Here is a 25,762-nt window from a genome sequence, read left to right as displayed (position 1 = left end):
TTAATGTTATTTCTGGCAATTAATATACCCCGCTGACGCTGCGCTCTCTTTTATTCGCGATCCAGGCGGCCGGCGGCGGTGATCTCTTGGGAGTACCATGCCTCAGGACAGTTATCCTCTCTCGCCGCTCCAGCAGGGTATGCTGTTCCATCACCTCGAGGCGCGTACTCCGGGCGTGGACGTCGAACAGCTTGAGATATGGCTCGACGAGCCGATCGACGACAACCTCTTCCCCGAAGCTTGGGCCATGGTCGCGAAACGACACCCGATCCTGCGGACTCGGTTCCGTTGGGAAGGCATGAAGGTTCCGCAACAAGAGGTCGTGGGCGAGGTCGCGGTGCGGTTCGAGACGCGTGACTTGTCGGGGATGACGGCCGGGCAGCAGGAAGAGGCGCTAAGAAGTTTCCTGGCCGAGGATCGATCGCGGGCCTTCGCTCTCGACGTTGCGCCGCTCTGGCGCGTGACGGTGCTGCATCTCGCCGCCGATCGCCGCCGACTAGTTTTCACATATTCGCACGCCATCCTGGACTCCTGCTACGCCTTCGTCGTGAAGGAGGTGTTTGACGTTTATGCAGCGATGGCGCGCGGCGCGCAGCCGTCGTTCGAGCAGCGTCTGGCTTACCGCGAGCATATCGCCTGGCTTCAGCGGCACCTTGCAACGAACGCATCGGCCGCCGAGGCGTACTGGCGCAGCTTTCTGGCCGGCTTCCGCACTCCGACCAATCTCGAAACGCTGCGGATTGCTACTTCGGATGCGCGGGCCGCCGCAAGTCACGCCACGCTGGAATTCGCGCTATCGCTTGCCGACACTGGGAAACTGCATGATCTCTCCGCGCGGGCCTCACTGCGGACGTCCGTCCTTGTCGAGGTCGCCTGGTCGCTCGTGCTTTCGGCGTTTTCGGCCCAGGAGGATGTCGTTTATGGACTGACCAGGGCCGGCCGCCGGTCGTCTATGGAAGGCGCAGATCGTGCTATTGGGCTGTTCATCAATACCGTGCCGATCCGGGTCAAATTGCCCTCCGAACTGCCGGTGCTGGAGTTATGCTGCCAACTGCGTGAGCAGCACCTCGAACTGCGCCAGTTTGAACACACGCCGCTCGTCGATATCCTTCGCTTCAGCGAGGTGCCTCGCGGACAGTCGCTTTTTGACACCATAATCGTCTTCAATTCGCAAACGGACGATGCGCGCCTGAAGTCGTTCGGTCCGGAATGGCGGCGTCGGGACTTCGCCCTGCACGACCAAACCAATTTTCCGCTCAACGTGATGGCCTATGACGGCCCTCAACTGACCTTCAAATTGTCATACGACACGAACTCTTTTGAGCCGGTCGCCGCTGAGCGCATCGGCGATCTGTTTCAGGCGATCCTTATCGCTATTGCCGATCAGCCGGAGGCCAGGCTCGGCGACCTGCCGCGGCTGCCGTCGCAGGACGTCGGTTCGATATTCGGGATCTGGAACAATACCGAGAGACCGCTGCCGGAGCCCCACTGTGTGCATGAGGCGTTTGAAGCGCAGGTTGATCGTACACCTGACAAGGTGGCGCTGGTTGACGGTTCCCGCTCGCTGACCTACCGCGAACTTGATCTGCGCGCAAACCATGTCGCCCAAGCACTGATCGCTAATGGTGCGAAACCGGACCAGATGATCGGAATCTACGTCGAGCGATCAGCCGAAATGATGATCGGTATGCTTGGCGTCCTAAAGGCCGGTGCAGCCTATGTGCCGATGGATCCTTCGTACCCCGGTGAGCGGATCGCGCTCATGATCGAGGACTCCCGCGCTGACGTGGTGGTCACGACGGCGAACCTGGTCAGCGCGCTGCCGCCGCACACCCGCGCTCTGTGCGTTGACGCGGGCAGGGAGGCGGGGGAGGCGGATCGGCCGCACGTGGCGGTGTCAGGCGAAAATCTTGCCTATGTCATCTTCACATCCGGCTCCACCGGACGTCCCAAGGGGGTGATGCTCGAGCACCGCAACGTCACCAATTTCTTTGAAGCCATGGACCAGGCATTGGGGACGGAGCCGGGCGTGTGGCTCGCGACCACCAGCATCTCGTTCGACATTTCGGTATTGGAGCTGTTCTGGACGCTGGCGCGCGGCTTTAAAGTGGTCATCCAGCATGAGCCCGAGCGGCTCGCGCGCGGGGCGGCAAGCACGGCATCGAGCGCCAGACCGATCGATTTCAGCCTGTTCTACTTCGCCGCCGATGCGGCCGAGGGTGGCGGCGGCAAGTACCACCTGTTGCTCGAAGGCGCCAAGTATGCCGATGAGCATGGCTTCTCCGCCGTGTGGACGCCGGAACGCCACTTCCATCCCTTCGGCGGCCTGTATCCGAATGCCGCGCTGACCGGCGCAGCAGTCGCAGCTATTACCCGGCGCATAGGCATCCGGGCCGGGAGCGTGGTGTTGCCGCTGCACAACCCGATCCGTGTCGCGGAAGAATGGTCCGTCGTCGACAACCTTTCCAACGGCCGCGTCGGACTTAGCTTCGCGTCCGGATGGCACGCCCGCGACTTCGTGCTGTATCCGGAGAATTACAAAAACCGCCGCGAACTGCTGGCCAGCGGCATTGAGACCGTGAAAGCGCTCTGGCGCGGCGAGGCGGTCAAGGCGGTTGGTGGCGACGGCCAGATTGTCGAAATAAAGACTTTTCCGCCTCCGGTGCAGCGCGAGCCCAAAATGTGGGTGACCGCGAGCTCGCATCCGGACACTTTCGCGCTGGCCGGACGGTTAGGCGCCAACGTGCTGACAAACCTACTGGTGATGAAGTCAGAGGAACTCGTCGAGAATATCGCGGTCTATCGCAAGGCTTGGATCGACGCCGGCCACGACGGAGCAGGGGTCGTTACCCTCATGCTGCACACCTTTGTAGGTCCCGACGCGGCAGCGGTCCGCAGCAAGGTGCGAGGTCCGTTCCTGGAATACCTCAAGACCTCGACCGACCTCATCTCCAAGATGCGATGGGAGTTAACGGCATTTGCGAAGGGCGATGATCGGCAAGCAACGGCCGCGCAACCGATGAACCTCGCGGAACTCGACGCCGAGGAACTCAATGTCATCATGGAGCACGCGTTCGAGCGATACTTCAAGACCGCGGGCCTGTTTGGATCACCGAGCTCGTGCCTGGCGATGATCGATAAGCTGAAACAGTTCGGCGTCGACGAGATCGCCTGCCTGATCGATTTCGGTGTTTCGGCCGACGATGTGCTGGCGAGCCTTCCCTATCTGGATGAGTTGCGTCGCCTGGCCAATCCGTCCGTCACAGAGATCCCAACCGAGCCCGATCAGGATATTGTTTCGCAGATTCGTCGCCATGGCGTTTCTCACCTTCAGGCCACGCCGTCGCTCGCGAGCATGCTGGTATCTGACGACGCTTCGCTCGACGCGCTGAGCTCGCTGCGCATGCTGCTCCTGGGCGGCGAGCCGCTGCCGCAGACATTGGTCGAGCGATTGAGACAACGCTATCAGGGCGAAATCCGTAATATGTACGGCCCCACGGAGACATGTATCTGGTCAACGATCAGTCCAGTGAGGGATGCCGGTGACGCCATTACGATCGGAAGACCGATTGCGAATACCAGGGTGTATGTCGTCGATCGAGCCTTGCGATCGCTGCCAGTCGGCGTCCCAGGTGAGATCGTGATTGGCGGCGCAGGTTTGGCCAGGGGCTATCTCGAACAACCGCAGCTGACCAAAGAGCGCTTCGTCCCTGATCCTTACAGCGATTCTGGAGCTCGTCTATACCGAACCGGGGATCTCGGGCAGTGGTTGCCCGACGGCACGCTTGCGCACCTCGGACGTCTCGACCATCAGGTTAAGATCCGCGGCCACCGAATCGAGCCGGGCGAGATCGAGGCCGCATTGAACCGCCATCCCTCGGTGCGACAGAGTGCGGTAGTGGCCAGACCCGACGCGACTGGCGTGCTGCAGCTCGTCGCTTACATCGTCGCGTCCACTCAGGGCGGTGCTCCAACAACTGGTCACTGGGGAACGATCTGGGATGAGACCTACCAGTATGGCGGCGACTCCGAGACCGCCGGGTGGCGGAGTAGCTATACTGGCGACCTGATTCCCGAAGCGCAGATGCGCGAATGGATTGAGTGCACGACCGGGAGGATCCTGCAGCTGCAGCCCCGCCGGGTATTGGAGGTCGGCTGTGGGACGGGGATGATTCTCTTCCGTGTCGCGCCGAACTGCGAGCTTTATTACGGCATCGATCTGTCTGCCGCAGCCTTGGCGCGAGTAAAGGCCGAAGTTGGGCGGCGAGGTCTGGCCGACGTGGTTTTGGAGCAACGGGCCGGCGACACGCTGGCTGCCGTCGAGGGCGGCCCCTTCGACACGATCGTCATCAATTCGGTCGCCCAATATTTTCCGAACGTGGCGTATCTCATGGACGTGCTGGCGGCCGCCCTGAAAAAGCTGAGTCCAGGCGGCGCGATTTTTGTCGGCGATGTGCGCCACCGCGCGCTGCTGGAGGTGATGCTCTGCGAGATCGAATTGCAGAAGACCACGGCCGACGCTTCGGCAGGCGAGCTTCAGGCCCGGCTGCGCAAACGGCTCGAGGAGGAGCCCGAACTGGTGTTGGATCCCCAACTGTTCTCGTCCCTTCGACACTGGCTTCCTGACATCGAGACCGTGCAGGTCGAGCTCAAGCACGGCCGCGAGCCGAGCGAGATGACTCGCTTCCGCTATGACGTGGTGATCAGAAAGCGCGGCGGGATACCGCGAAGGCCAATAGTCACGGGCAGCCGGAAGGCGCCCGAGCCGTGCACGCTGGAGAGCTTGAGGACGATGGTGCAGTCCGAGGCGACCGCGCTGCGCATCATCGGTATCCCCAACGCCCGGGTCGCACCGCCGCTGGCCGCGTTGCGCGCGCTGCAGGCGCACCTCCCCTCCAATCGCCTAGGAGCGATCAGCCCGTCATCGGGCATCGATCCAGAGGACGTGCGCGTGCTCGATGCGAATTATGAGGTGGCCATCGAGTGGTCTGCCGCAGGACCGGGATATTTCGATGCCATCTTCAGACCCGCACAAGTAACAGGAGAGATCGGCGCGGCAGCAGAAATTGCGGTGACGGACGATGCTCCCGCCGCGGCTGACGTGTCCGCCTACGCAAATCGCCCCGCGCTCCGCGTCGCCTCTGGGACGAATGTTCTGCCCTCGCTGCGACAACATTTGCGCAGCATGTTGCCGGAGTACATGATTCCTTCGGCATTCGTGCTGCTAGAGATGCTGCCACTGACTCCTAATGGCAAACTGGACCGCCAAGCCTTACCAGAACCCGATGGTGTGCGTCATGAGACCGCCACGCCGTTCATTCCGCCTGCGACAGACGTGGAGCGCAAGCTTGCAGCCATCTTTCAGGACCTGCTGAGCGTCAATGAGATTGGAATCGACGACAACTTCTTCGAGATGGGAGCGAATTCCCTGATGATGGTGCGAGTGGTTGAAAAGATCCGCGCGGAGTTGGGATTGAAGATGTCGGTGGTTAGTGTGTTCCAGTATCCAACGTTGGGCAGCTTAGCTGCTGCCATCGCCAGTTCCGGGACCGATCCCGGTCTCGTTGCGGGGTCGCCGGAGCAGAGCCGGGGACAGCTTCGGAGAGACATGATGCAGCGCAGACGCGAAACACGTGGCAGCTCCAAGGCCATCCAGAGACTTGAACATCATTGATGCGCAGCATCCGATGCCGTGGTGGCCGAAGCCCCGCCAGAACCAGCCGAGTTGCGGAAAGGCAATTCGAGTCGTGGAACAACGATACCCATTGCAATCCATGCCGTCGATCGTGCGGGCGAGCTGCCTACAGACTACAATGCGCACAAGGGGCTTATTTCGATGTCAGCGGTTGGCGCTAAGGTCGCACCGCGAGACGACACAGGCCAAAGATTGAACCGGGTTTGCCGGAGGCCATTTGGTCCAAGTTGTGCCCGCCATGGCGGGTTGTTCATGCTCGCTGCGTGATCAAGAACCACCTGAACCGCACGGGCGCAGACCTCGGCGAGAACTTGTTCGTCGTCTTGCTTGTCGTGGCCCCACCTTCTCAAGTGGATCCTCGGGCAATCCCGTGGCGGTCGTGCGGCGCATGATCGTGACTTACGCCGAAGAGCAACTGCAGAAGCAGCAGATGAAGCCGACCGAATCGCCGCCGCAAGATTCGGCTTAACTCGTGAGCAGGCCTTCGGGCGCTAGTAGCCGCACAAAGGCGCCGGTTTCGTGCAGCTCGAGCCAGTCTTTCTCGATCGCGTACTTGATGCCTGCGCCAACCCTGGCCCGGTGGCCTTGAACAGAAACGAGGCATTGATTTTCTCGATGTGGACACGGTCATCCTGGACCAGGCACCATCCCGGGCTTGGATAGGTGCGGATCCCGAGGTCAGCGCCGGTCGTTTCCGGCACATTTTCGCCAAATTCGCATTAACAACTTCGTTCGGGGCAGGCTCATCAAGGAGCACTGCATGTTTAGAAGAGTAGCTGTTGCGTCGATTTTCATTGGACTTAGTTGTTTTGGTTCGGAAGCCCGCCCAAGCCAGACCGTTCACCCGCGCGAATGCAATGTGACGATGCCTTGCGACTTCTCGTCGTCACCACGCCAGGAGACGGGCATCGGGCGCCCTCGGCTTGTGCAAAGGACCGCTGTCATGCGCAGCTCTTTCGCTAGTGCTGACGCCGCGGAAGCTCAAATCGTAGGAGGCCGTCCCACCGGATGTCCGCGCTCTTTCTGCGGCTGCGGCGCTGCAATTCGCGTGTTCGGCCGCATAGTTCCAGAGCTGAACCTCGCCTCAAACTGGCTTCGCTTTCCACGCACGTCACCGGCCCCTGGAATGGTCGCGGCCCGGCATGGGCATGTCTTCGTCCTGGAAAAGCACGTCGAAGGAGACCTGTGGATGGCATACGATGCCAATTCCGGCGGCCACGCGACGAGAATTCACGCCCGCTCACTACGGGGGTATACCGTCGTCAATCCTCACGCAGCGTAACTCGCTCAGCGAGTGGCGGAGCGTCGCTCTGCCGCTCGCTGATGGTTACTTTACGTGCATCTTCTCGACGATCGCGTAGAGCAGCACAAAGATCGGCAGGAATACGAAGAACCAAATCGCCGTTTGATCCGTTCGGGCAAATTCGCGGTTTGGGTTGCTGTCGGTCGCGTGAGGCGTTGTCGAATGCCCCCGAACGGGCCGCCGCCGTCTCGCGAACCCACCTAGCAGGCGGCGAACCGCCACTTCCGGGGGAGGCTTGTCCATAGCTACGCTTAAAGCGCTAGCATCAGCGGAAATATGCGCACGAGCTCGAGGTCGACGTAGCCGGTGCTATTGATCCATTCGCGCGGACAGAACGCGAGCGAGGCGGCATCGATCTCCAGGCCATCACCTCTAATAGCGTCGCGCGTGCCCATGCGGCCAGCGCCTTCCTTGTCACCGCTAGTTGGATCGACGCGAAGGGCGTCATACACGGCTGTATCGTTCGTCAAGGCAATCCCTCAAGATGAATTAAACGGACTTCGTCAATGCGAGAACATTATCGGAAGACCGACTTTGAGCAATGAGGATCGTTGCTGCGGGTGCGAACACCAAACCGGTTTTTCCAGTCCGCTGTGCGCGTGCTGTTGTCCGCGCTTCTCTCAGCGGCGCCGAGCAGCGGCAGCGAGAGCTGCAGGTCGAACGCGGCACCACTCTGTCGGTCTCCAACGCCTCTCGTACATAGGCCCGCTCCCTCAGGCGGGAGCCCCGGCCGACCTGTGAGATCGAAATTATGCACCCAGCCTGCTGGCGACCGACGGTCTGTTCGCGCGAGTTCGATGAAACCATACCGCTTGCCCGACGGGAAGCCGCTGCAAGACCCTCGTACACTCGTCTTAGGACTGTTTTCGCCAGAAAGTGTTACAGGGCGGAAGCGCTGCCTTGGCAAAATAGGCAAAACCTCCTACCTTCCGACAATTATTGTCCCGCTGCCCCATTTTGCAGAACTGCATCTGCGGGAAATTATCGGAAATTTCTTGAATCTCTGTTTTCTGCTCAGCCGAATTTCAGGAGCCGAAGATGCAGGATTTTCTGCACCAGCTTTCGCACCTAATATCTTGGAAGATTACGTTAGTAGGCATCGCGCTCTTCTTAATTCGGGTGGTCATATTGACCGCTTTGGAAAACTTGAATCCAGCCCACGTTGTCGAGTATCGTAAAGTACTCCCCCGAGACTTCCTTGTTGCGCTCGTATTTTTCTTTTTTGTCTTACCAGCTGCGGATTTTCTCGATCGGCGGATCGTCTACCAGCCATCTCTGCCTGAATGGATATCCGAATGGCCGTTAGCGCTCCGAATCCTTCTGTACCTTGTTCTGGCGGACTTTGGACACTATTGGGTTCACCGATGGCTGCACACACCGATGTTATGGCCATCTCATCGGTGGCATCACTCACCGACGTACATGTATTGGCTGGCCGGTACACGGGGCTCCGTCATCCAGCAAGCCTTGGTCAATATCCCATACATTGTATCAGCTGCTTTCGTTGAAGTGGCCCCGTGGTGGCTTGCATGGGCAATTCTATTAAAGAACGTGGCCCAGAACGACTTCATGCATATTAACTTGTGGTGGGGTCATCGGTGGCTGGAGTGGATTATTGTGACGCCCCGCTATCATCACATTCATCATAGCGTCGACCCAGCTCATTTCCGCGGAAATCTGGCAGCACTGTTTCCAGTCTGGGACCACTTGTTTGGCACGTTCATTGATCCCGACAAAGTTTCGAGAAACCTCGTTTTCGGCACCGGTGAGTCAATTGCACCAATCCGCCTTGCTATCGGAATATAGATGGGGTTGCGAACGGCGTACTGAACTCTCCTGCCTATTGCGCTTACAGACGGGAGCACTTCAGGCGATGCGTCGCATCGACGCCGAAGTTGTTTGCGCTAATTCATCCCGTCGAACCGGACAACGCGCCGAGGTCCACGCCAAAGCTCAACCCAAAAATGCACTTCCTGGCTCGGCGCGCTGCTGCTTCGACAACTTTTGAACCGTCTTCGAGCGCGGCGATAACAGAAGAGGGTTGGTTATGCTCACTCCTTTCAGGGGCAGTGCGTTCCCCCCCCCCTGAATTATGGACATCTTGTCGTCCGAACATCCAGAGCGAGCCAGTGATGACAAGCCCGATGAACGGTCGCAAGTCTGGGTTTGGGCGCCAGCCAGATTCACCGGTTAGCAGCGCTGGAAATGGCACAGGCCCAATCACAGTTGCTGCGGGTTGCGGCTGTGCGGAAAGACTTGCTCGCAAAGTTGGATCTGGAGTCTCTGTCCCTTGAACAAGTAAAACGGTTAGCGGCATTGGAACGCTACGAATCTCGCGCCAACAGCCAACGCCGTCGAGCAATAGGCCGGCTTCGCGACGGAACCGATAGATGACGGAGCAAAGGGAGCATGCGCGAAATTTGGCAAAACGAACCCAATTTGAGCGACCAGCGGCACTGATAAAGAGTAAGTTGCCTCATCAAGGGCGCCGGAGTGACGAGTTAGGGATGTCTGGAGATTGATTGTCATGACAGACGACACGCACACGATCCGCAGCGCCGGCCTCACCGCGACGATCAAGGCGCACGGCGCCGAGCTATGCTCGTTGAAGGATGGCAGCGGCACCGAGTTCATCTGGCAAGCTGGCCCCGCCTGGCCGCGCCACGCACCGTTGCTGTTTCCGATTGTCGGGCGCCTCGCCAATGACGAGATGCGGCACCTCGGCAAGACCTACCGGATGACCCAGCACGGCTTTGCGCGTGACAGCCGCTTTGCGTGGGTGGAGCGCGGCGAGAACCGTTGCACGCTGGCGCTCGAGGACAGCGAGACGACACGCGCGCTCTATCCGTTCGCGTTCCGCCTGACGGCCAGCTATGCGATCGACGATCAAGGTCTCGATCTCTCACTCTCGGTCATCAACACCGGCGGTGAGACATTGCCGGTGTCGCTCGGTGGTCATCCCGCTTTCAACTGGCCGCTTCAGGCTGGCGTGCCGAAGGAGAGCTACGCGTTGACGTTCACGACCGAGGAGCCGTCTCCGGTCCGCCGGGTGGAGGGCGGCCTCCTGCTCGCGGCAACGGATCCGAGCCCTGTCCAAGGCACGGTGCTTCCCCTGTCGGAATCCCTGTTCATCAACGATGCGGTGATCCTTGATCCCGTCAACAGCCATGCGGTCCGCTATGCGGCGGGGACGGGCGCTGGTCCATGGCTGAAGATGTCATGGCGCGGCTTTCGCGAACTCGGCGTCTGGTCGAAACCGACAGGCGCGCCGTTCCTCTGCATCGAGCCGTGGCGCGGCTATGCCAGCCCCAAGGACTTCGACGGTGAGTTCAGCGACAAGCCGGGCCTGATGCATATCGCGACCGGCGCCAAGGAAGAGCTGTCGTACCGGATCGAGGTGGGATCGTCCTGAGATGGTCCTCAGACCTCGATCCGCGTCAGGTCTTCGCCGAGCACGACGGGGCCCGAATAGTCTCGTCGCACGTCCGCGAGCAGTGCGTTCAGCATGGAATCGTCGGTGCGTGGCCGGTGGTGGGTCAGCGCGAGCTTCTTGACGCCGGCCCTGGCCGCGACCTTGCCGACCGTATCGCCGCAGGCGATCGTGAATTTCGCAAGCCGGCGGAGGTGCTCGTTGTTGATTTCCGGTGTCGCGAGAAAACAGCACTGGACCAGCAGGTCGGCTCCCTGTGCCAGCCGCTCGAGACCGGGGCAGGGGACTGTGTCGCCCGAAATCGCGATGACCTTGCCGTCCGCTTCGAAGCGGAAGCCGAGACACATCCAGCGCGCAAGGAACGCCGGGGCCATGTCGAGGCCGTCGCCATGCGAGACAATCTCGGCGTTGATCTTCCAGCGGCCGGTGTCGAGTACGGGGCCGGGAACGATGTCGGTTGCGACGACCGGTTTCCAGCCGCCGAAGGTCGGCTCGCCCTGATCGCGCCAGGCGATGTCCTTGTCGTAGACCTGCGTGACCAGCGTGTTGACCAGCCGCTCGGTATCGGGCGGACCGTAGATGCGCAAAGCGTCCTTGCGCCCGTGCATCCACGAATTCAGCATCACATCATAGAGGTCGCCGATGTGGTCGAAATGGTGATGCGTAAGAAAGACCGTGTTAATGGCGCCGAGCGCCACGCCGGCCTTGTGGAGTTGCACCATGACGCCGCGGCCGGCGTCGAACAGGATGTTCTCCTCGCCGAGCCTGATCAACGTGGTCGTCGCCATGCGGCGCGGGTCCGAGCGTGGGCCTCCGGTGCCGAGCAGGATGACGTCCATGTGCCTACTCCGGTGTGAAGAGTCGAAGAGTAGATTCCAAGCTGGCGGCGAGGCAAGCCGCATCGGGCCTGCGGTCAGGACGTGCCCGTCGCAGTGGCGGCGGTGTTCGGCCGGAGGGGCGAGCGGTCTGGTGCGGCGGAGGTCAGGCGATGCGCGAGATCCTGCGCGTGCCGCTCGACCAGGTGCCATGTCGCGCGCGCCACGAGATAGCTGAGCGCCGTCGTGACGGCATAGACGATCAGCAGCGAGACCAGTCCGTCGGCGAGCGGCCAGATCTGGCGCAGGCCAAGGATCACCGCGAAGTGCGACAGATACATCGAATAGGAATTGCGGCCGAGCGCCTCGATCGGCTGCCAGCGGATCGCGAAGCGGATGCAGCCGGCCACACCCGCGCCGAGCGCGAGGTTGATCATCAGATAGTTGAATTCATGCGCGCCGGACGCGCGATTGGCCATGAAGGACAGCGCCATGAAGGCGGCGTAGATCGCGGCGTCCGACTTCGCAACGCCGTCGCGCAGCGAGAAGAACAGCGCGCAGCCGACGAGGAAGACCGGCAACTGGTTCAGGAAGCTGATGTGCAGCGTGCCCCAGACGAAGGATTCGTTGCCCGGTCCGTAATAGGCCGAGAACAGCTCGAAAGCCCACGGCTTGAACAGGTCGACATTGACGAGATGCAGCGCGATCGCCAGCGCAAGATAGAGATGGCGGCGCGATCCGAATGCCGTGATCACGAAGGGGAAGACGAGATAGAAAGTCATCTCCGCGGCGATCGACCAATCGCCCGGCACGACGCTGTTGACGCTGTCAGGCCAGAAGCCGTGCAGGAAAGTCGCGGTGAGGATCACCTGCAGCGGGCCGATGCCGTTGGGAGCGTTGGCACTGGGCCCCGTGCCGTTGACGACGAGGTAGAGCGGGATTGCGAGCCAGAACAGCGGCGCGATCCGCAAGACACGGCGGATGTAGAACTTGCGCGTGGGGTTCGCCTCAACGCGCCGCGTCCACATCAGGCACATCGTGATGGCGCTGACGAAATAGAACACGTTGACGCCGGTCCAGCCGCACATGAAGGCGTAGTCGACGGCGTGGATGCTCGAAGGAAAAGACTGCAAAACGTGGATCGCCACCACGCCGAGGATGGCGAGACCGCGCAGGAAGTCGAGGCTGTGGGAACGACTGAGGCGCGTTGCACCGTCCTCGATTTGACCGGCGGCCAACCGGGCCTGCCCCTGCATCACGCCTGCTCCTGATTTCGGGCCTGCCGGGACAATAGGGGTGCGGCCTGCTTTTCCGAAGCCAAACGCGTTCTTTACGTTAACCGTCGGTTGCGTCCGGGGTCGAATGTACGGAATTGGCGGTTTGGGTAGTTCGACGGCGCTGGCGCGAGCCAAGCCTGCACGATGATGCGCGGGATGAGAATTGTGGGGCAACTCATACTTAATGCGCGCAAGCCATGCCCAATATTGTTTGGCCAGCACAACCCGCCTAGTATTCTGGCAGGCAATTTCGGGGGCTCGAATAAGTCGTGAATGTTCGTTCACAGGACAGCGCGCTGCGCGGCGACTTGAATTTTCAGGCCGGGTCGCAAGCACACAGGACATCCAACAACGTGACTGATTCCGCACTTCAGGAATTGCGTCCCGCTGGCCGCGAGCGGCTGATCGTCGTCGAAGACGATCCAGTGACGCGCACGATGCTGGTCGGTTATTTCAGCGAGAACAATTTCGACGTGGTCGGTGCCGGCTCATGCGCGGAATGCCGCCAGGCGCTGCGTGCGCGCACCGATCTCGTCTTCCTCGACGTGCAGTTGCCCGACGGCGACGGCTTCGAGCTCGCCAAGGAGATCCAGGCGACCAGCAACGCGGGCATCATCTTCGTGACCCGCCGCGACACAGACGTCGATCGCATCCTCGGCCTCGAGATCGCCGGCGACCATTACGTCACCAAGCCGATCAATCTGCGCGACCTGCTCGCGCGCGCACGCAGTGTGCTGCGGCGCCGCTCGATCGACCGCAAGGCGGCGCGCAATCACAATTCGATCGCCTTCGGCGACTGGATTATCGACCTGACGCGGCGCGAGCTGCTCGGCAGCGACGGCAAGCCGGTGGCGCTGACGCGCGCCGAATTCGACCTGCTGGCCGCGCTGGTCGGTGCCGACGGCAGGCCGCTCAGCCGCGACTATTTGATCGAGGTCGTCAGTAACCGCCAGGCCGAGGTCGACATCCGCACCGTGGATGCGCTGGTGGCGCGGTTGCGCCGCAAGCTCGTCGGCAGCGGCACGCCCGTGATCGCGACCGTCACCGGCGTCGGCTACAAGCTCGCGCTCAGCGAGCGGCTCTAGCGTCACCCATTGAAAGACTGGATCGCACTCGCGCCTATCGCGCGCGAGCGCTCTGGTCCGTCGACGTCCTCTGCGCAGCCCCTGCGAGTCGGTCGTCGACCGCGTAGAGCGTGCAGGTGGGCGACCATTTCATGCAGGCGTTCAGCGAATCCCGTTGCGCGTCCTCGGCCGTGGTTCGGCCCGAACGCCAGCCGTAGCCGCCATTGGGCGACACGGCGAAAGCCTTGTGCGGCATCGTGCTGGCGAGATAGCGCGAGAATTCGGCGCGCGCGGCCGCATTGAGCTGGCCCGGCGGCGGCAGCGAATCGGGCAGACTCAGGATGTCATGGCTGAGTTCGCTCTCGCGCAGGAAGGCGTCGAGATACGGGGTCCATTGCGGCCGCCCCACCACCGAATAGAGATAATGGCCGTCGTCGCCGTAAGGCGGCGCCGCAATGAATTTTGCGTGACCGCCGCTGCCGCGAAACCCGTCATAGAGACGGCGTGCGAGATCGGGTCCGAAGAACGAATCGTTGCTCGCATAGACCCACAGCGTCGGCACGCGCGATGTTTTTCCGAACGTGGCGAAGGCTTGCACCAGTCCGTCCGGATTGCAGACATCGTCATCGTCCCGCGAGCCGCGGCCGCCGGCAAAGTTGATCGCCGCAACGAGGCCGGGCGGCGCCTGCGCCGTCAGCGCGACGGTGGCGAGCCCTCCGGCGGAATGGCCGGCCGCGATCATGCCCGTCGTCGTCACGTCCGACCTGCGCCCCATCGCATCGATCGCGGCGCGCAAATCCGCGACCGCAACGGCGGCTGCAGGCAAATAAGCCGCATGGGCACAGCCGCCGACGCTGTCGACGCGCCCGCCCGGCGAGGTGCCGTAGCCGCGACGCATCACGATCAGCGCGGCAAAGCCGCGCCGGGCATATTCGAGCGCGATGCCGTAATATTTGTGTGCCGACATGGCCGCGCGGTCGTCGAAGCTGCGCGGCGAGCCGTGGCTGAGCAGCGCCAGCGGATAGCGCTTCGCGCCTACGGGGCGGACCAGGAACGCCTCCAGCCCCTGCGGCCCGGCCTCCGCCATCGGAATGCGAAGGTCTTCGGTGTAGAACTCCGCGGCGCCCGCCGGCATGCCCGCCACGACGAGGCCGGCGACCAGCAGAAGCAGTTTTCGCGGGAGGATCATGGGACGATTCGAAGGGCCTCGATGGTCGCGAAGCATAGCATGATCGCCGGACTTGTTCTCGCCACTCTCTCAAGGAACGCCGTCCCATCACCGATGTTGTGCCCTTGGCGGTGGCCCGGCCAATGCTATGCTGCTGCGCAATCTCTGTAGGCAGGACGAGGATATTTCAGTGGCTGATGTTCATCCCGAAGCGGGCAAGCTGGTCTCGCCGGACGCGCTCACCAACGTTCCGCGGCTGGTGACCGCCTATTTCGCCGGCAAGCCTGACGTCGCGGATCCCGCGCAGCGGGTCGCGTTCGGCACCTCCGGCCATCGCGGCACCTCGTTCAAGAACACGTTCAACGAAGGCCACATCCTCGCCACCACGCAGGCGATTTGCGACTACCGAAAGGAAAAGGGGCTGACCGGTCCGTTGTTCATCGGCATCGACACCCATGCGCTGGCCGAGCCGGCGCTGGTCAGCGCGGTCGAGGTGTTCGCGGCCAACGGCGTCGACATCATGATCGACAAGGACGGCGGCTACACGCCGACGCCCGTCATCTCGCACGCGATCCTCACCTACAACAAGGGCCGCACGTCTGGTCTGGCCGACGGCGTCGTCGTCACGCCCTCGCACAATCCTCCGGAGGATGGCGGCTACAAATACAATCCGCCGCATGGCGGGCCGGCCGACACCGACGTCACCGGCGTCGTCGAGAAGCGCGCCAACGCCTATCTCGCCGACGGCCTCAGGGGCGTCGCGCGGATGGACTACGCGAAGGCGAAGAAGTCCGGGAACGTGCACGCCTACGACTTCACTACGCCTTACGTTGCCGATCTCGGCAACGTCGTCGATCTCGATCTCGTCAAATCCGCCGGTATCAATATCGGGATCGATCCGCTCGGCGGCGCCGCCGTGCACTACTGGCACCCGATCATCGAGCGCTACGGCCTGAAGGCCACCGTCGTCAACGAGGCGATCGATCCGACCTTCCGCTTCATGACGGTGGACTGGGACGGCAAGATCCGGATGGACTGCTCCTCGCCTTATGCGATGGCGAGCCTGATCGCGATGCGCGACCGCTTCGATGTCGCCTTCGCCAACGACACCGACGCCGACCGCCACGGCATCGTGACGCGCACCGGCGGCTTGATGAACCCCAACCATTATCTTGCGACGGCGATCTCCTATCTGTTCGCGCACCGCCCGAACTGGGGCAAGGATGCCGCGATCGGCAAGACCGTGGTGTCGAGCTCCATCATCGACCGTGTTGCCAAAAAACTCGGCCGCAAGCTGGTCGAGACGCCGGTCGGCTTCAAATGGTTCGTCGACGGCCTCGTCAGCGGCGGCTTCGGCTTCGGCGGCGAGGAGAGTGCAGGGGCCTCGTTCCTGCGCCGCGACGGCACGGTGTGGACCACCGACAAGGACGGCATCATCCTCGGCCTGCTCGCCGCCGAGATCATGGCCAAGACCGGCCGCGATCCGAGCCAGCTGTTTGGCGACCTCACTGCCGAGCTCGGGGTGCCCCATTACGCGCGCATCGACGTCGCCGCCACCACGCCGCAAAAGAACATCCTGAAGTCCGTCACGCCCGAGCAGCTCGGCCTGAAGGATCTCGCCGGCGATCCGGTCCGCGCCACGCTGAGCAAGGCGCCCGGCAACGGCCAGCCCTTCGGCGGCATCAAGGTCGAGACCGATTTCGGCTGGTTCGCCGCGCGGCCGTCCGGCACGGAGGACGTCTACAAGATCTACGCCGAGAGCTTTCGCAGCACCGAGCACCTGAGACGGATTCAGGACGAGGCCCAGGCAGGGCTGAAGAAGGTGTTCGGGGCCTAAGCCACCGAGGCGTGCGCTTTCCGACCCTCCCCTGGAGGGTGAGGGTCGATTGCGCGCAGCGCGAGCGGGGTGGGGTGATCTCTCCACTCGAGCAGTCCCCGTGGGCAGAAATCACCCCACCCCGTCCACCATCTCCCCGGTCTGAACACCCTCCAGGGGAGGGTGGCAAATCAGCCTTCAATTTGTATACAGTTTATCGAGCAGGGGTAGTAAAATACGCCAAATTATGGCCTTGAACGATTTTCGATCCCCGTTATTGTATACATAACGCATACATAAGCCTTGGGAGATCGCCGGTGACAAAACCTTTCCCCATGAACGCCTGGTACGCCGCGGCCTGGGACGCGGAGGTGAAGCCGGCGCTGTTGCCGCGGACGATCTGCGGCAAGCACGTCGTGATGTACCGCAAGGCCGACGGCGCGGTGGCCGCGCTGGAAGATGCCTGCTGGCATCGGCTGGTGCCGCTGTCGAAGGGCCGGCTCGAGGGCGACACCGTCGTCTGCGGCTATCACGGCCTGAAATACAATGCGCAGGGCCGCTGCACCTTCATGCCCTCGCAGGAGACCATCAACCCGTCGGCCTGCGTCCGGGCCTATCCCGTGGTCGAGCGCCACCGCTACGTCTGGCTCTGGATGGGCGATCCCGCGCTGGCGGACCCCGCGCTCGTCCCTGACATGCACTGGAATCACGATCCGGCCTGGGCCGGCGACGGCAAGACCATCCACGTCAATTGCGACTATCGCCTCGTGCTCGACAATCTCATGGACCTCACCCACGAGACCTTCGTGCACGGCTCCTCCATCGGCAACGACGCGGTCGCCGAAGCGCCGTTCGACGTCACCCATGGCGAGAAGACCGTGACGGTGACGCGCTGGATGCGCGGCATCGAGCCGCCGCCGTTCTGGGCCAAGCAGCTCGGCAAGTCCGGTCTCGTCGACCGCTGGCAGATCATCCGTTTCGAAGCGCCGTGCACCATCGCCATCGACGTCGGCGTCGCGCCAACGGGCACCGGCGCGCCGGAAGGCGACCGCTCGCAGGGCGTCAACGGCTTCGTGCTCAACACCGTCACGCCGGAAACCGAGAAGACCTGTCACTATTTCTGGGCCTTCGTCCGCAATTACCGGATCGGCGAGCAGCGCATCACCACCGAGATCCGCGAAGGCGTCTCCGGCATCTTCCGCGAGGACGAGCTGATCCTCGAAGCGCAGCAGCGGGCGATGGACGAGAACCCGGATCGCATCTTCTACAATCTCAACATCGACGCCGGCGCGATGTGGTCGCGCAAGCTGATCGACAAGATGGTCGCAAAGGAAACCGCGCCGCAGCGCCTCCAGGCCGCGGAGTAAATCATGGCCGAGGTCGACCGCTCCGTGTCGCAGACCGTGAAGGCGCAGCTCGCGCTACGCGACCAGATCCTGTCCGGCACGCTGCGTCCCGGCGAACGCATCTCCGAGCTGCAGGCGGTGGAGACCACCGGCGCCTCGCGCACGCCGGTGCGCATGGCGCTGGTGCGGCTGGAGGAGGAAGGGCTGCTGGAGGCGATCCCCTCCGGCGGCTTCATGGTGAAGGCGTTTTCGGAGCGCGACATCTCCGATTCCATCGAGCTGCGCGGCACGCTGGAAGGCCTCGCCGCGCGCTTCGCCGCCGAGCGCGGCGTCTCCGCGCGCGAGCTCGAGCCGCTGAAGGAATGTCTTGCGGCGATCGATGAGCTGCTGCGGCAGGTGCCGATCTCGGTCGATGCCTTCTCCTCCTATGTCACGCTGAACGCGCGCTTTCACGCGCTGCTCACCGAATTGTCGCGCAGCCCGCCCTTGATCCGCCAGATCGACCGCGCCTCGGCGCTGCCGTTTGCATCCCCAAGCGGCTTCGTGATGGCGCAGTCGGCGCTGCCCGAGGCACAGCAGATCCTGATCATCGGGCAGGAGCACCACCGCGTCGTGATCGACGCGATCGAGAACCGCGAAGGCGCGCGCGCCGAGGCCGTGATGCGTGAGCACGCCCGGCTCGCCGTCCGCAATTTGCGGCTGGCGTTGCGCAACCGTACCCATCTCGACCTCCTGCCGGCGCTTGCGCTGATCAGGACCGCAACCGACTAGGGCAGTCACCATGCGCTTTATCGAAACCTGGATTCCGGCCACGCTTCTCTCGACGCGCGACCGCGCGCCCGGCATCCGCGAATTCCTGATCCTGCCGGAGCGGTTCGACGGCGCGGCCTATCCGGTTGGCAGCCACATCAATGTCGCCGTCACCATCGACGGCCTGCCGGAGACGCGATCCTATTCGCTGGTCGGTGAAGCCACCTCGCGTGGCCTCAGGATTGCGGTGCGCCGCGCCGAGGATTCCCGCGGCGGCTCGCGCTACATGTGGTCTCTGCAGCCGGGCGCGCGGCTCGACATCACCCAGCCCGCCTCGCTGCTCGCGGTCGATTGGACGCGCGAAAGCTACTGCCTGATCGCCGGCGGCATCGGCATCACGCCGATCCTCGGCGCCGCGCAGGCGCTGGCGCGGCGCGGCGCCGACGTCACGCTGCATTATGCGGTGCGCTCGCGCGGCGAGGCCGCCTATCTCGACGACCTCGCAGCGATGCTCGGCGACCGCCTGATAATCCATGCCAGCGACGAAAGCAGCCGGCTCGATCTCGACGCCCTGTTTGCTTCGCTTCCGCGAGGTGTGCTGGCGCTGTTCTGCGGCCCGATGCGGATGCTGGATGCCGCGCGCCATGCCTGGATCGGTGCCGGTCATCCGCTCCCCGATCTCCGCTACGAGACCTTCGGCTCCAGCGGCACGCTCCCGACCGAGACGTTTCGCGTGCGCCTGAAGGACTCCGACGTCGAACTCGAAATCCCCCGAGAGCGCTCGATGCTGGATGTGCTCAACGCCAGCGGACACGACGTGATATACGATTGCAAACGCGGCGAATGCGGCCTCTGCGCCATCGACGTCGTGGCCGTCGACGGCGAGATCGACCATCGCGACGTCTTCTTCAGCGATCACCAGAAAGAGAGCAACCAGAAGATCTGCGCGTGTGTATCCCGCGCAAGGGGCACCATCACGGTGGATACGCTGCTCCGGGCGGATGCGGTCTAAGGCGGGACATCTGCGCACAGGTCGTCATGCCCGGGCTTGTCCCGGGCATCCACGTTTTTTGTGCCAGTGGTTGAGGCGTGGATGGCCGGGACAAGCCCGGCCATGACGCTTGCGGAAGCTTTGGTGCCTACGCCGCAAACGTCGCCCGAACCTGCTTCGTATCCAGCAGCGCCAGCACGCCATCGGCCGGCACCGGCCGGCTGATCAGATAGCCCTGCACTTCGTCGCAATTGAACTGGCGCAGATATTCGAGCTGGTCCGCGGTCTCGACACCCTCCGCGACCACGCCGATGCGCAAGTCGCGGGCCAGCGAAATCACCGACTTCACGATGGCCGCACAGTCGGGCTGCACCAGCATGTCGCGGATGAAGGACTGGTCGATCTTGATGCGGCTGAACGGCAGCTTGCGCAAATAGGTCAGTGACGAAAACCCGGTGCCGAAATCGTCGAGCGCCACCGTTGCGCCGAGTTGCAGCAGCGCGTTGAGGATCGACGCGGCCGAGCCGTATTTCGACAACAGCATCGATTCCGTGATCTCGATCTCGAGCCGGTGAGGTTCAACCCTCGCGTCCGCAAGCGCCTGCACGATGGTCTGCAGAATGCCGGCGTTGTGAAACTGCGCTGCGGAGAAGTTCACGGCGACCCTGATGTCTTCCGGCCAGTCGGCCAGCGTCATGCAGGCGCGCCGGATCACCCATTCGCCGATCTCGTGGATCAATCCGGTTTCTTCCGCGATCCCGATGAATTCGCTCGGCGGAATCAATCCGCGCTGCGGATGCTGCCAGCGCAGCAGCGCCTCGAAGCCGGTGATGCGGTTGCCGTCGAGATCGAGGAAAGGCTGGAACACCAGGAACAGCTCGTCGCGCGCGATGGCGCCTTCGAGATCCGCTTGCAGCGCCTTGCGGTCGCGCGAGGCCTTGTCGTCGGCTTGCTCGAAGAAGCACACCGTTCCTGGTCCGGCCTTCTTGGCGCGATAGAGCGCGGTGTCCGCGTTCTTCATGATATCGAGTTGCGTGTCGCCGTCGCGCGGCGCCAGCACGATGCCGACGCTCGTCGCCCCCGGGATCTCGCAGCCCTGGATCATGAACGGTTCGGTGAAGGCGCTGACGAACCGCTCGGCGATATCGAGGGCGTCTTCGGGCCGCGCCAGATTGGCCATCACCAGCGCGAACTCGTCGCCGCCGATGCGCGCGACGTGTTCGGCTGCGCGCGTGCAGCGTTGCAGGCGGCTTGCAACCTGGACCAGGAATTCATCGCCGGCCGGATGGCCGAACTTGTCGTTGACCTCCTTGAAGCGATCGAGGTCGAGCAGCAGCACCGCGAATTCCTCGCCGGACAGGCTGAGACGCTTCAGCGCGGCATCGAGCGTCTCGTTGAAGGCGAAGCGGTTGGGCAGGAGCGTCAGCGGATCCTGCCGCACCGTGCGCTCGGCCTCGACCTGCCGGATCACGCGCCGCGCAAACCCGATGGAATTGACGAACACCGCGCGCAGCAGCACCGACCCGTAGACCACCACGAGGATGGCCATCAGAACATAGGCGGGGTCGCCGTCCCGGCTGAGGCAGATCGCGATGCCGATGAAGATCGGCGTCGTAAAGGCGATCGCCGCGATCGGGATCGTCGCGAAGGCGAGCGCGCCGCCGGCCAGCATGCCCGAGCAGAGACAGGTGATGACGAGCTGGCCGCCGGTGGCGGCATTCGCAAAGAAGGCGACCGGAACGATGCCCCAGGCAGAACCGAGGACGAAGGCGTTGCGCACCAGCCTTTGCATCGCCCGGCGCGAGACGAATTGCGGCTTGGTGATGCGGCGCGAGGCGTGGGACTGCAGACCGAACGCGATCGCGGCGCCGGCCACGATCACGGACCAGGCCAGCGCGAGTGCCCAGTCCGGTGAATGCCACAGCGCGATGGCAAGCACGGCCGCGTTGCAGGCATTGGCGAGCATGATGCCGACCGAATAGCCGAGCACCAGCGACATCTGTTCGGCGCGGATATGGCCGGCGACGGCTTCGTCGGTTGCAGGACCGCCAAAGGCCGACAGATCGCCGGCGAATAGCCGCGCGAAATAGCTGGTCAGTTGAGTCCGCATTCCAGAGCCTGCAGCAACATGGGCCGTGTGTCCGGCTCGATCCGGAGAATTCGCCGCAAACATTTGACGAACTATGAATTATCCCTGTTTGCCACGCTGGCCGCGACCACTTCTGCGTGTTGGTCACGGAGTATCGATAACAAATCGATACAAATGCGGCGCCCGGCGTTACGGCTGTAACCGTCTCCGTTGTTCTGCTCCGGCTTGAGCCAGGCGATGACACCTGTGCTCGGGGGGCGCGCGTTCAGCGCCGCATTTGCCTCGGATCGCAATCGAGCGATTCGTCAAACCACGCCCTGTTCGTCCAGGAAGCGGGCGAGCTCACCGGTCCTTTGCGAACCTAAGAAGGCGCTAATGTAGCCGTCTGGGCGCACCAGCACCCAATCTCCAGGGGACACCGTGTAGGCGCTGCGGAAGTGCTCGCTTTCGTCGATGAGCTCATCATCGGGGCCGATGCAGTGGACGTGCAGTCCGGTGCGTGCCGGCATGGCTCCGCGCTTCACCCGATAGCCAAGCAGTGTCCAATGCGGCCCCCTGAGCAGTTCGAACAGCCGCGTGGCTTGTCCGGCGGCCCCGCGCAGCGGCGCATCCGGGGCACGGTCTCCCGCGACGAGACCGTCCAGCCGTCCCGGATTTTCCAGCGCCAGCACCGAGCCGGGATAGCCGATGTCGAGTTGCTGCACCTCGCGGCCGCGCTTCATGTCGCCGCGCTTGGCGGCATCCAGCAATTTTGTGGCAAGGCCGAGCATGCTTGCAGCGACGGGACGTCGTTCTTGTTCATAGCTGTCGAGCCGACCTGCCGAGGCCCCACCGATAACCGCCGCGAGCTTCCAGCCAAGATTGTAGGCATCCTGCACGCTGGTGTTGAGACCCTGTCCACCGGTCGGGGGATGGATGTGAGCGGCATCGCCGATCAGGAACGCGCGGCCGTCCCTGTAGCGATCGGCGAGGCGCGCGTTCATCTGATAGGCCGAAACCCAATGCACGGCATGAATGCGGATATCGTCGCGTCCGGTGCGTTCCGCGATCATCGCCGAAAGCCCTTCGGCCGACAGGTCGACCTCGCCTTCGAGCGGGACCGGCGCCTGCAATTGAAAGAGTTCGGTTCCGGCCAGCGGACACAGCGAAATCTGGCGGTCCATCGCGCCCTCGTTGAAGCGGTGCCACGCTGAGCGATCCAGCCCCGTCAGAACGACATCGGCCACCACGGCGCGCACACCGAGGGTCTTGCCTTGAAAGCCGATATCGAGGGCGTGACGCACGAAGCTGCGGCCGCCATCGGCACCGACGAGGTAACGCACCCGTATTGTCTCCTCGCCGGTCTCGCCTGAAAGGCGCGCAGTCACGCCGTCCTGATCCTGCTCCAGGCCGACCAGCTCGCGGCCGAATTCCACCCGCTGCCCGAGCTCGAGCAGGCGCTCGCGCATCACGCCCTCGGTCAGAAATTGCGGGATCATCAACGCCATGTGGTAGGGCTCGGCGGGTGTCGGGTCGATCTGCTCTGCGACCGCGGACTCGGTGAAGCTGCCGTCGTCGCGGTATTCGCGCTGCGGCGGGTAGAGACCGCCGGCCGCGACGACGCGGTCGATCATGCCGAGATCCTCGAAAATCTCCTGAGTTCGCGGCTGGATCCCCTTGCCGCGAGACCCGTGGAACGGACCGTCCATCTTCTCGATCAACCGAAAAGAGACGCCTCGCCGCGCGAGATCGATGGCGAGTGTGAGGCCGGCCGCGCCTGCTCCGCAGATCAGAACATCGGCCGTGAATTGCTTTGTCATGGGACCCTCAATATGTGTAATATGCACACATTAAGGGGAGGTCTGCCGTGATGTCAAGAAGGGTGCAAAATACACATATTAAAAAGCAGGTGCGCTCGCTTCACGAATCGCTGATCGACATCATCAGCGTCATGAACCGCCGCCAGGGCGACGAGATGATGATCCGCGAGGCGGGCATATCGCTCGATCGCGCGCTGTTTCCGCTGCTGGTCGGCATCGAGCGGCGTGGTCCGATCGGAGTCGTCGACCTCGCCGATCGCATCGGGCGCGATTACACGACGGTCAGCCGGCAGGTCGCGAAACTGGAAAATCTCGGTTTGGTCAGGCGCCACGCCAGCGAAGCGGATCGCCGCGTCAGCGAAGCCACCATCACCCCCAATGGCAAAGCCATGACAGACGCGGTCGACAGGGCACGCGAACGGATCGTCGGAGGGATGTTTGCAAGCTGGGACGATCAGGATATCGAGGATCTGGTGCGTCTGATGCGCAAGCTCGCAGACTCAATGATCGCGCCGGGAGAGCCGGCCTAGAATCGATCCCCTAACGGCGCTCGGCAAGATCGACGAACCGGTGCAGCTGCTGCTCAATAACTTATAGATTTAACGCCCCGTCACCGGCCAAGCTGCTTAGGATCGTAATTTAATCGCTCCTCAACTAGCCGATCGGCACGCCGGGTCTGTGAGGTCCAGCTTTCGGATGACCTCTTCGGCATTGGTGAAGCTGAAGCTCCGCACGTCGCGACTAGAACGCCGCCGATCGGCTTTTTGCCGCACCCCGTTCGGATCGAACGCCCCCTCGATCGCGTGATACGTTTCGTCGGCCGAGCAGTCCACCGTGCGCCGCGTCGGTACTGGATGGATTCGAAATCCGAGGGCCTGTTCATGAGCGAGCCTTCTGCCGACGTGTCGGCAACGGTCGAATACACGATGGACAAATGGCGGATGGACCGGGTTCCCTGGGCCATGTGGGCCTGCGTCGCGGGCGTTGCAATCGTACTTCACGCCGAGAACCGCGGCCAGAATGGAGCGGCTTTGGCGGCCGTCTATCTGGCTCTCCTGGGGCTGGCGTTCGCAGGCTATGCACTGACGACCCTGATCGGACGGTCCGGCCTGCCATTGCTTCTGGACTTGTTGATCGGTGCCCTCGTTATGGTCATCGTCTCCGGCGTCATCGGCGCCATCAGCCTGATGGCCGGCGGGTCGAACGGCCGCTCCAGCTATGTCGGCACCATACACGGTCTCTATTGGAGCCATCTCGTGAACCCATCGCCGAATGTTTTCGGCTGGATGTCGCTCTACTTGGGCTTGGGATGGATCGCGTTTTCGTCTTATCGGCACTTCTATGCGGATCGAGCAATCGTCTCCTTGTCGTCCGCGGGCATCCAATTTCACAGGCCCTGGCTGAGGCGTCTCTTCATTCCCTGGCATGAGGTGCGGGGGGTGGGCCACCTGGAGGTCCCCAGCATTTCGGGGGTGCCGTTTGTCAGTCCGTATTCTGCGGCCGTCACGGTCGGCCAGGAGTTCTATGAGCGGCACGTCGCACCGAAGCGCAGCTTCTTCGCGCCGCCCGGGGCCGAAGCGATGTTCCGGCCGAAGGGCGAGATGATGCAGGTGGTGCTGAATAGCGCCGACATGACGGTCAAGCCCGAGGATTTTCTCGGGCCTGCCGAGATACGCTGGAAGGCATTCCGCGATCGACCCGGGTCGTCAACCCGGCATGGCGGCACCATCGTCTACGGACGCTGGTCGATCGACGGCTCCCGGTGGCAGGCCGTTCAGTTCTTGCGCCGCTCGTCGGCATGGCCGTGGTCATGCTGTATCGATAAGCGCAATCCTGCTCAGCGTCCGAGTTGCTTCGGATCGTAGAAGAACCGCTCCTCGACGATCTCATTGCCTCGCCAGGTCTGCCACGCGATCTCCTCCAGCGTTCGCGTCACGCCCTCGGTGTTGGTGAAGGAAAATTTCCAGCGGCTGGCGACAATGTCGCCCTCGATCAGGCTCGGGCCGAGGCGCACGGCAGTGACCTCCTCGAACGCCGCCAGCACGCCGCGCTCCTTATCCGCGAGCTTGTCCCGCCCGACCACCGGGGCGGCGAGGTTCTCATAGGTTGCGGCATCAGGGGTGTAGTAGTCGAGGATCGCTCCGACGAAGTCGCCCGCCTCCAGCCGCTGCGCAAACGCTTCGACGATCTCACGGCTCGGCATGGCACACCCCACGATT

17 protein-coding genes are annotated in these 25,762 nt (G+C 62.9%); 10 read left to right on the top strand and 7 right to left on the bottom strand.

Annotated features, from left to right (window positions below; genetic code table 11):
* Window positions 1–97 precede the first annotated feature (97 nt).
* Window positions 98–5,674, top strand: a complete 5,577-nt coding sequence (locus tag FNV92_RS28090; protein ID WP_143843680.1) for a MupA/Atu3671 family FMN-dependent luciferase-like monooxygenase — start codon at window positions 98–100, stop codon at window positions 5,672–5,674.
* A 1,575-nt stretch (window positions 5,675–7,249) separates the two neighbouring features.
* Here FNV92_RS28090 and FNV92_RS28085 read toward each other — a convergent pair.
* Window positions 7,250–7,450: a hypothetical protein gene (locus FNV92_RS28085; RefSeq protein ID WP_240536085.1), complete on the bottom strand. Its 201-nt coding sequence runs from the start codon at window positions 7,448–7,450 to the stop codon at window positions 7,250–7,252.
* 586 nt (window positions 7,451–8,036) lie between these two features.
* Here FNV92_RS28085 and FNV92_RS28080 point away from each other — a divergent pair.
* Together FNV92_RS28080 and FNV92_RS28075 are read left to right on the top strand one after the other, a co-directional pair.
* Entirely contained in the window at window positions 8,037–8,804 is a 768-nt protein-coding gene (locus FNV92_RS28080; RefSeq protein ID WP_143843682.1) for a sterol desaturase family protein, read from the top strand.
* 721 nt (window positions 8,805–9,525) lie between these two features.
* Window positions 9,526–10,410, top strand: a complete 885-nt coding sequence (locus FNV92_RS28075) for an aldose 1-epimerase family protein (RefSeq protein WP_143843683.1) — start codon at window positions 9,526–9,528, stop codon at window positions 10,408–10,410.
* A gap of 8 nt (window positions 10,411–10,418) precedes the next feature.
* On the opposite strand, the gene FNV92_RS28070 is transcribed toward FNV92_RS28075, so the two are convergent.
* Window positions 10,419–11,267 carry an MBL fold metallo-hydrolase gene (locus tag FNV92_RS28070; RefSeq protein WP_143843684.1) on the bottom strand — a complete coding sequence of 283 codons (849 nt, stop codon included), beginning with the start codon at window positions 11,265–11,267 and terminating at the stop codon, window positions 10,419–10,421.
* A 74-nt stretch (window positions 11,268–11,341) separates the two neighbouring features.
* Window positions 11,342–12,499 carry an acyltransferase family protein gene (locus tag FNV92_RS28065; RefSeq protein WP_143843685.1) on the bottom strand — a complete coding sequence of 386 codons (1,158 nt, stop codon included), beginning with the start codon at window positions 12,497–12,499 and terminating at the stop codon, window positions 11,342–11,344.
* A gap of 290 nt (window positions 12,500–12,789) precedes the next feature.
* Here FNV92_RS28065 and FNV92_RS28060 point away from each other — a divergent pair, with 290 nt between their 5' ends.
* Complete coding sequence (locus FNV92_RS28060) at window positions 12,790–13,605, top strand: response regulator transcription factor (RefSeq protein ID WP_143843686.1); 816 nt, start codon at window positions 12,790–12,792, stop codon at window positions 13,603–13,605.
* 34 nt (window positions 13,606–13,639) lie between these two features.
* Here the strand turns inward: FNV92_RS28060 and FNV92_RS28055 are convergent, their stop codons facing one another.
* Window positions 13,640–14,773, bottom strand: a complete 1,134-nt coding sequence (locus FNV92_RS28055) for an alpha/beta hydrolase family protein (protein WP_168213533.1) — start codon at window positions 14,771–14,773, stop codon at window positions 13,640–13,642.
* A gap of 127 nt (window positions 14,774–14,900) precedes the next feature.
* Between FNV92_RS28055 and pgm the strand changes: the two genes are divergently transcribed.
* From pgm to FNV92_RS28035, 4 genes are all read left to right on the top strand, one after another.
* Window positions 14,901–16,589, top strand: a complete 1,689-nt coding sequence (pgm, locus tag FNV92_RS28050; protein WP_143843688.1) for a phosphoglucomutase (alpha-D-glucose-1,6-bisphosphate-dependent) — start codon at window positions 14,901–14,903, stop codon at window positions 16,587–16,589.
* A gap of 296 nt (window positions 16,590–16,885) precedes the next feature.
* Window positions 16,886–17,935: an aromatic ring-hydroxylating dioxygenase subunit alpha gene (locus tag FNV92_RS28045; protein WP_168213535.1), complete on the top strand. Its 1,050-nt coding sequence runs from the start codon at window positions 16,886–16,888 to the stop codon at window positions 17,933–17,935.
* Window positions 17,936–17,938: 3 nt separating this feature from the next.
* Window positions 17,939–18,685: a GntR family transcriptional regulator gene (locus FNV92_RS28040; RefSeq protein ID WP_015688081.1), complete on the top strand. Its 747-nt coding sequence runs from the start codon at window positions 17,939–17,941 to the stop codon at window positions 18,683–18,685.
* A gap of 10 nt (window positions 18,686–18,695) precedes the next feature.
* Window positions 18,696–19,676, top strand: coding sequence for a PDR/VanB family oxidoreductase (locus FNV92_RS28035; RefSeq protein ID WP_143843689.1), 981 nt, complete (start codon window positions 18,696–18,698; stop codon window positions 19,674–19,676).
* A gap of 127 nt (window positions 19,677–19,803) precedes the next feature.
* Here the strand turns inward: FNV92_RS28035 and FNV92_RS28030 are convergent, their stop codons facing one another.
* Window positions 19,804–21,765 carry a putative bifunctional diguanylate cyclase/phosphodiesterase gene (locus FNV92_RS28030; protein ID WP_143843690.1) on the bottom strand — a complete coding sequence of 654 codons (1,962 nt, stop codon included), beginning with the start codon at window positions 21,763–21,765 and terminating at the stop codon, window positions 19,804–19,806.
* Window positions 21,766–22,049: 284 nt separating this feature from the next.
* Window positions 22,050–23,543 (bottom strand): FAD-dependent oxidoreductase, encoded by a 1,494-nt coding sequence (locus tag FNV92_RS28025; RefSeq protein ID WP_143843691.1) that lies wholly within the window; start codon window positions 23,541–23,543, stop codon window positions 22,050–22,052.
* A 50-nt stretch (window positions 23,544–23,593) separates the two neighbouring features.
* On the opposite strand from FNV92_RS28025, the gene FNV92_RS28020 reads away from it, so the two are divergent.
* Window positions 23,594–24,073 (top strand): MarR family winged helix-turn-helix transcriptional regulator, encoded by a 480-nt coding sequence (locus tag FNV92_RS28020; RefSeq protein ID WP_143843692.1) that lies wholly within the window; start codon window positions 23,594–23,596, stop codon window positions 24,071–24,073.
* Window positions 24,074–24,397: 324 nt separating this feature from the next.
* Window positions 24,398–25,408 carry a hypothetical protein gene (locus FNV92_RS28015; RefSeq protein WP_244623622.1) on the top strand — a complete coding sequence of 337 codons (1,011 nt, stop codon included), beginning with the start codon at window positions 24,398–24,400 and terminating at the stop codon, window positions 25,406–25,408.
* Here FNV92_RS28015 and FNV92_RS28010 read toward each other — a convergent pair.
* A complete protein-coding gene (locus FNV92_RS28010; protein ID WP_143843693.1) occupies window positions 25,381–25,746 on the bottom strand; it encodes a nuclear transport factor 2 family protein in 366 nt (121 codons plus the stop codon). The two genes, FNV92_RS28015 and FNV92_RS28010, sit on opposite strands and share 28 nt — an antisense overlap.
* Window positions 25,747–25,762: the final 16 nt, after the last annotated feature.

This window comes from Bradyrhizobium cosmicum (assembly GCF_007290395.2).
Classification (GTDB): Bacteria; Pseudomonadota; Alphaproteobacteria; order Rhizobiales; family Xanthobacteraceae; genus Bradyrhizobium; species Bradyrhizobium cosmicum.
Note: the sequence above shows the minus strand (reverse complement) of the source record. Positions and strands in the feature narration are given on the sequence as shown.

Coding starts and splice junctions, on each gene's coding strand:
- FNV92_RS28010 (WP_143843693.1), bottom strand. CDS start 25,746: ATGCCGAGCCGTGAGATCGTCGAAGCGTTTGCGCAGCGGCTGGAGGCG.
- FNV92_RS28070 (WP_143843684.1), bottom strand. CDS start 11,267: ATGGACGTCATCCTGCTCGGCACCGGAGGCCCACGCTCGGACCCGCGC.
- FNV92_RS28030 (WP_143843690.1), bottom strand. CDS start 21,765: ATGCGGACTCAACTGACCAGCTATTTCGCGCGGCTATTCGCCGGCGAT.
- FNV92_RS28055 (WP_168213533.1), bottom strand. CDS start 14,773: ATGATCCTCCCGCGAAAACTGCTTCTGCTGGTCGCCGGCCTCGTCGTG.
- FNV92_RS28035 (WP_143843689.1), top strand. CDS start 18,696: ATGCGCTTTATCGAAACCTGGATTCCGGCCACGCTTCTCTCGACGCGC.
- FNV92_RS28015 (WP_244623622.1), top strand. CDS start 24,398: ATGGATTCGAAATCCGAGGGCCTGTTCATGAGCGAGCCTTCTGCCGAC.
- FNV92_RS28065 (WP_143843685.1), bottom strand. CDS start 12,499: ATGCAGGGGCAGGCCCGGTTGGCCGCCGGTCAAATCGAGGACGGTGCA.
- FNV92_RS28080 (WP_143843682.1), top strand. CDS start 8,037: ATGCAGGATTTTCTGCACCAGCTTTCGCACCTAATATCTTGGAAGATT.
- FNV92_RS28020 (WP_143843692.1), top strand. CDS start 23,594: ATGTCAAGAAGGGTGCAAAATACACATATTAAAAAGCAGGTGCGCTCG.
- FNV92_RS28075 (WP_143843683.1), top strand. CDS start 9,526: ATGACAGACGACACGCACACGATCCGCAGCGCCGGCCTCACCGCGACG.
- pgm (WP_143843688.1), top strand. CDS start 14,901: ATGCTGCTGCGCAATCTCTGTAGGCAGGACGAGGATATTTCAGTGGCT.
- FNV92_RS28090 (WP_143843680.1), top strand. CDS start 98: ATGCCTCAGGACAGTTATCCTCTCTCGCCGCTCCAGCAGGGTATGCTG.
- FNV92_RS28040 (WP_015688081.1), top strand. CDS start 17,939: ATGGCCGAGGTCGACCGCTCCGTGTCGCAGACCGTGAAGGCGCAGCTC.
- FNV92_RS28025 (WP_143843691.1), bottom strand. CDS start 23,543: ATGACAAAGCAATTCACGGCCGATGTTCTGATCTGCGGAGCAGGCGCG.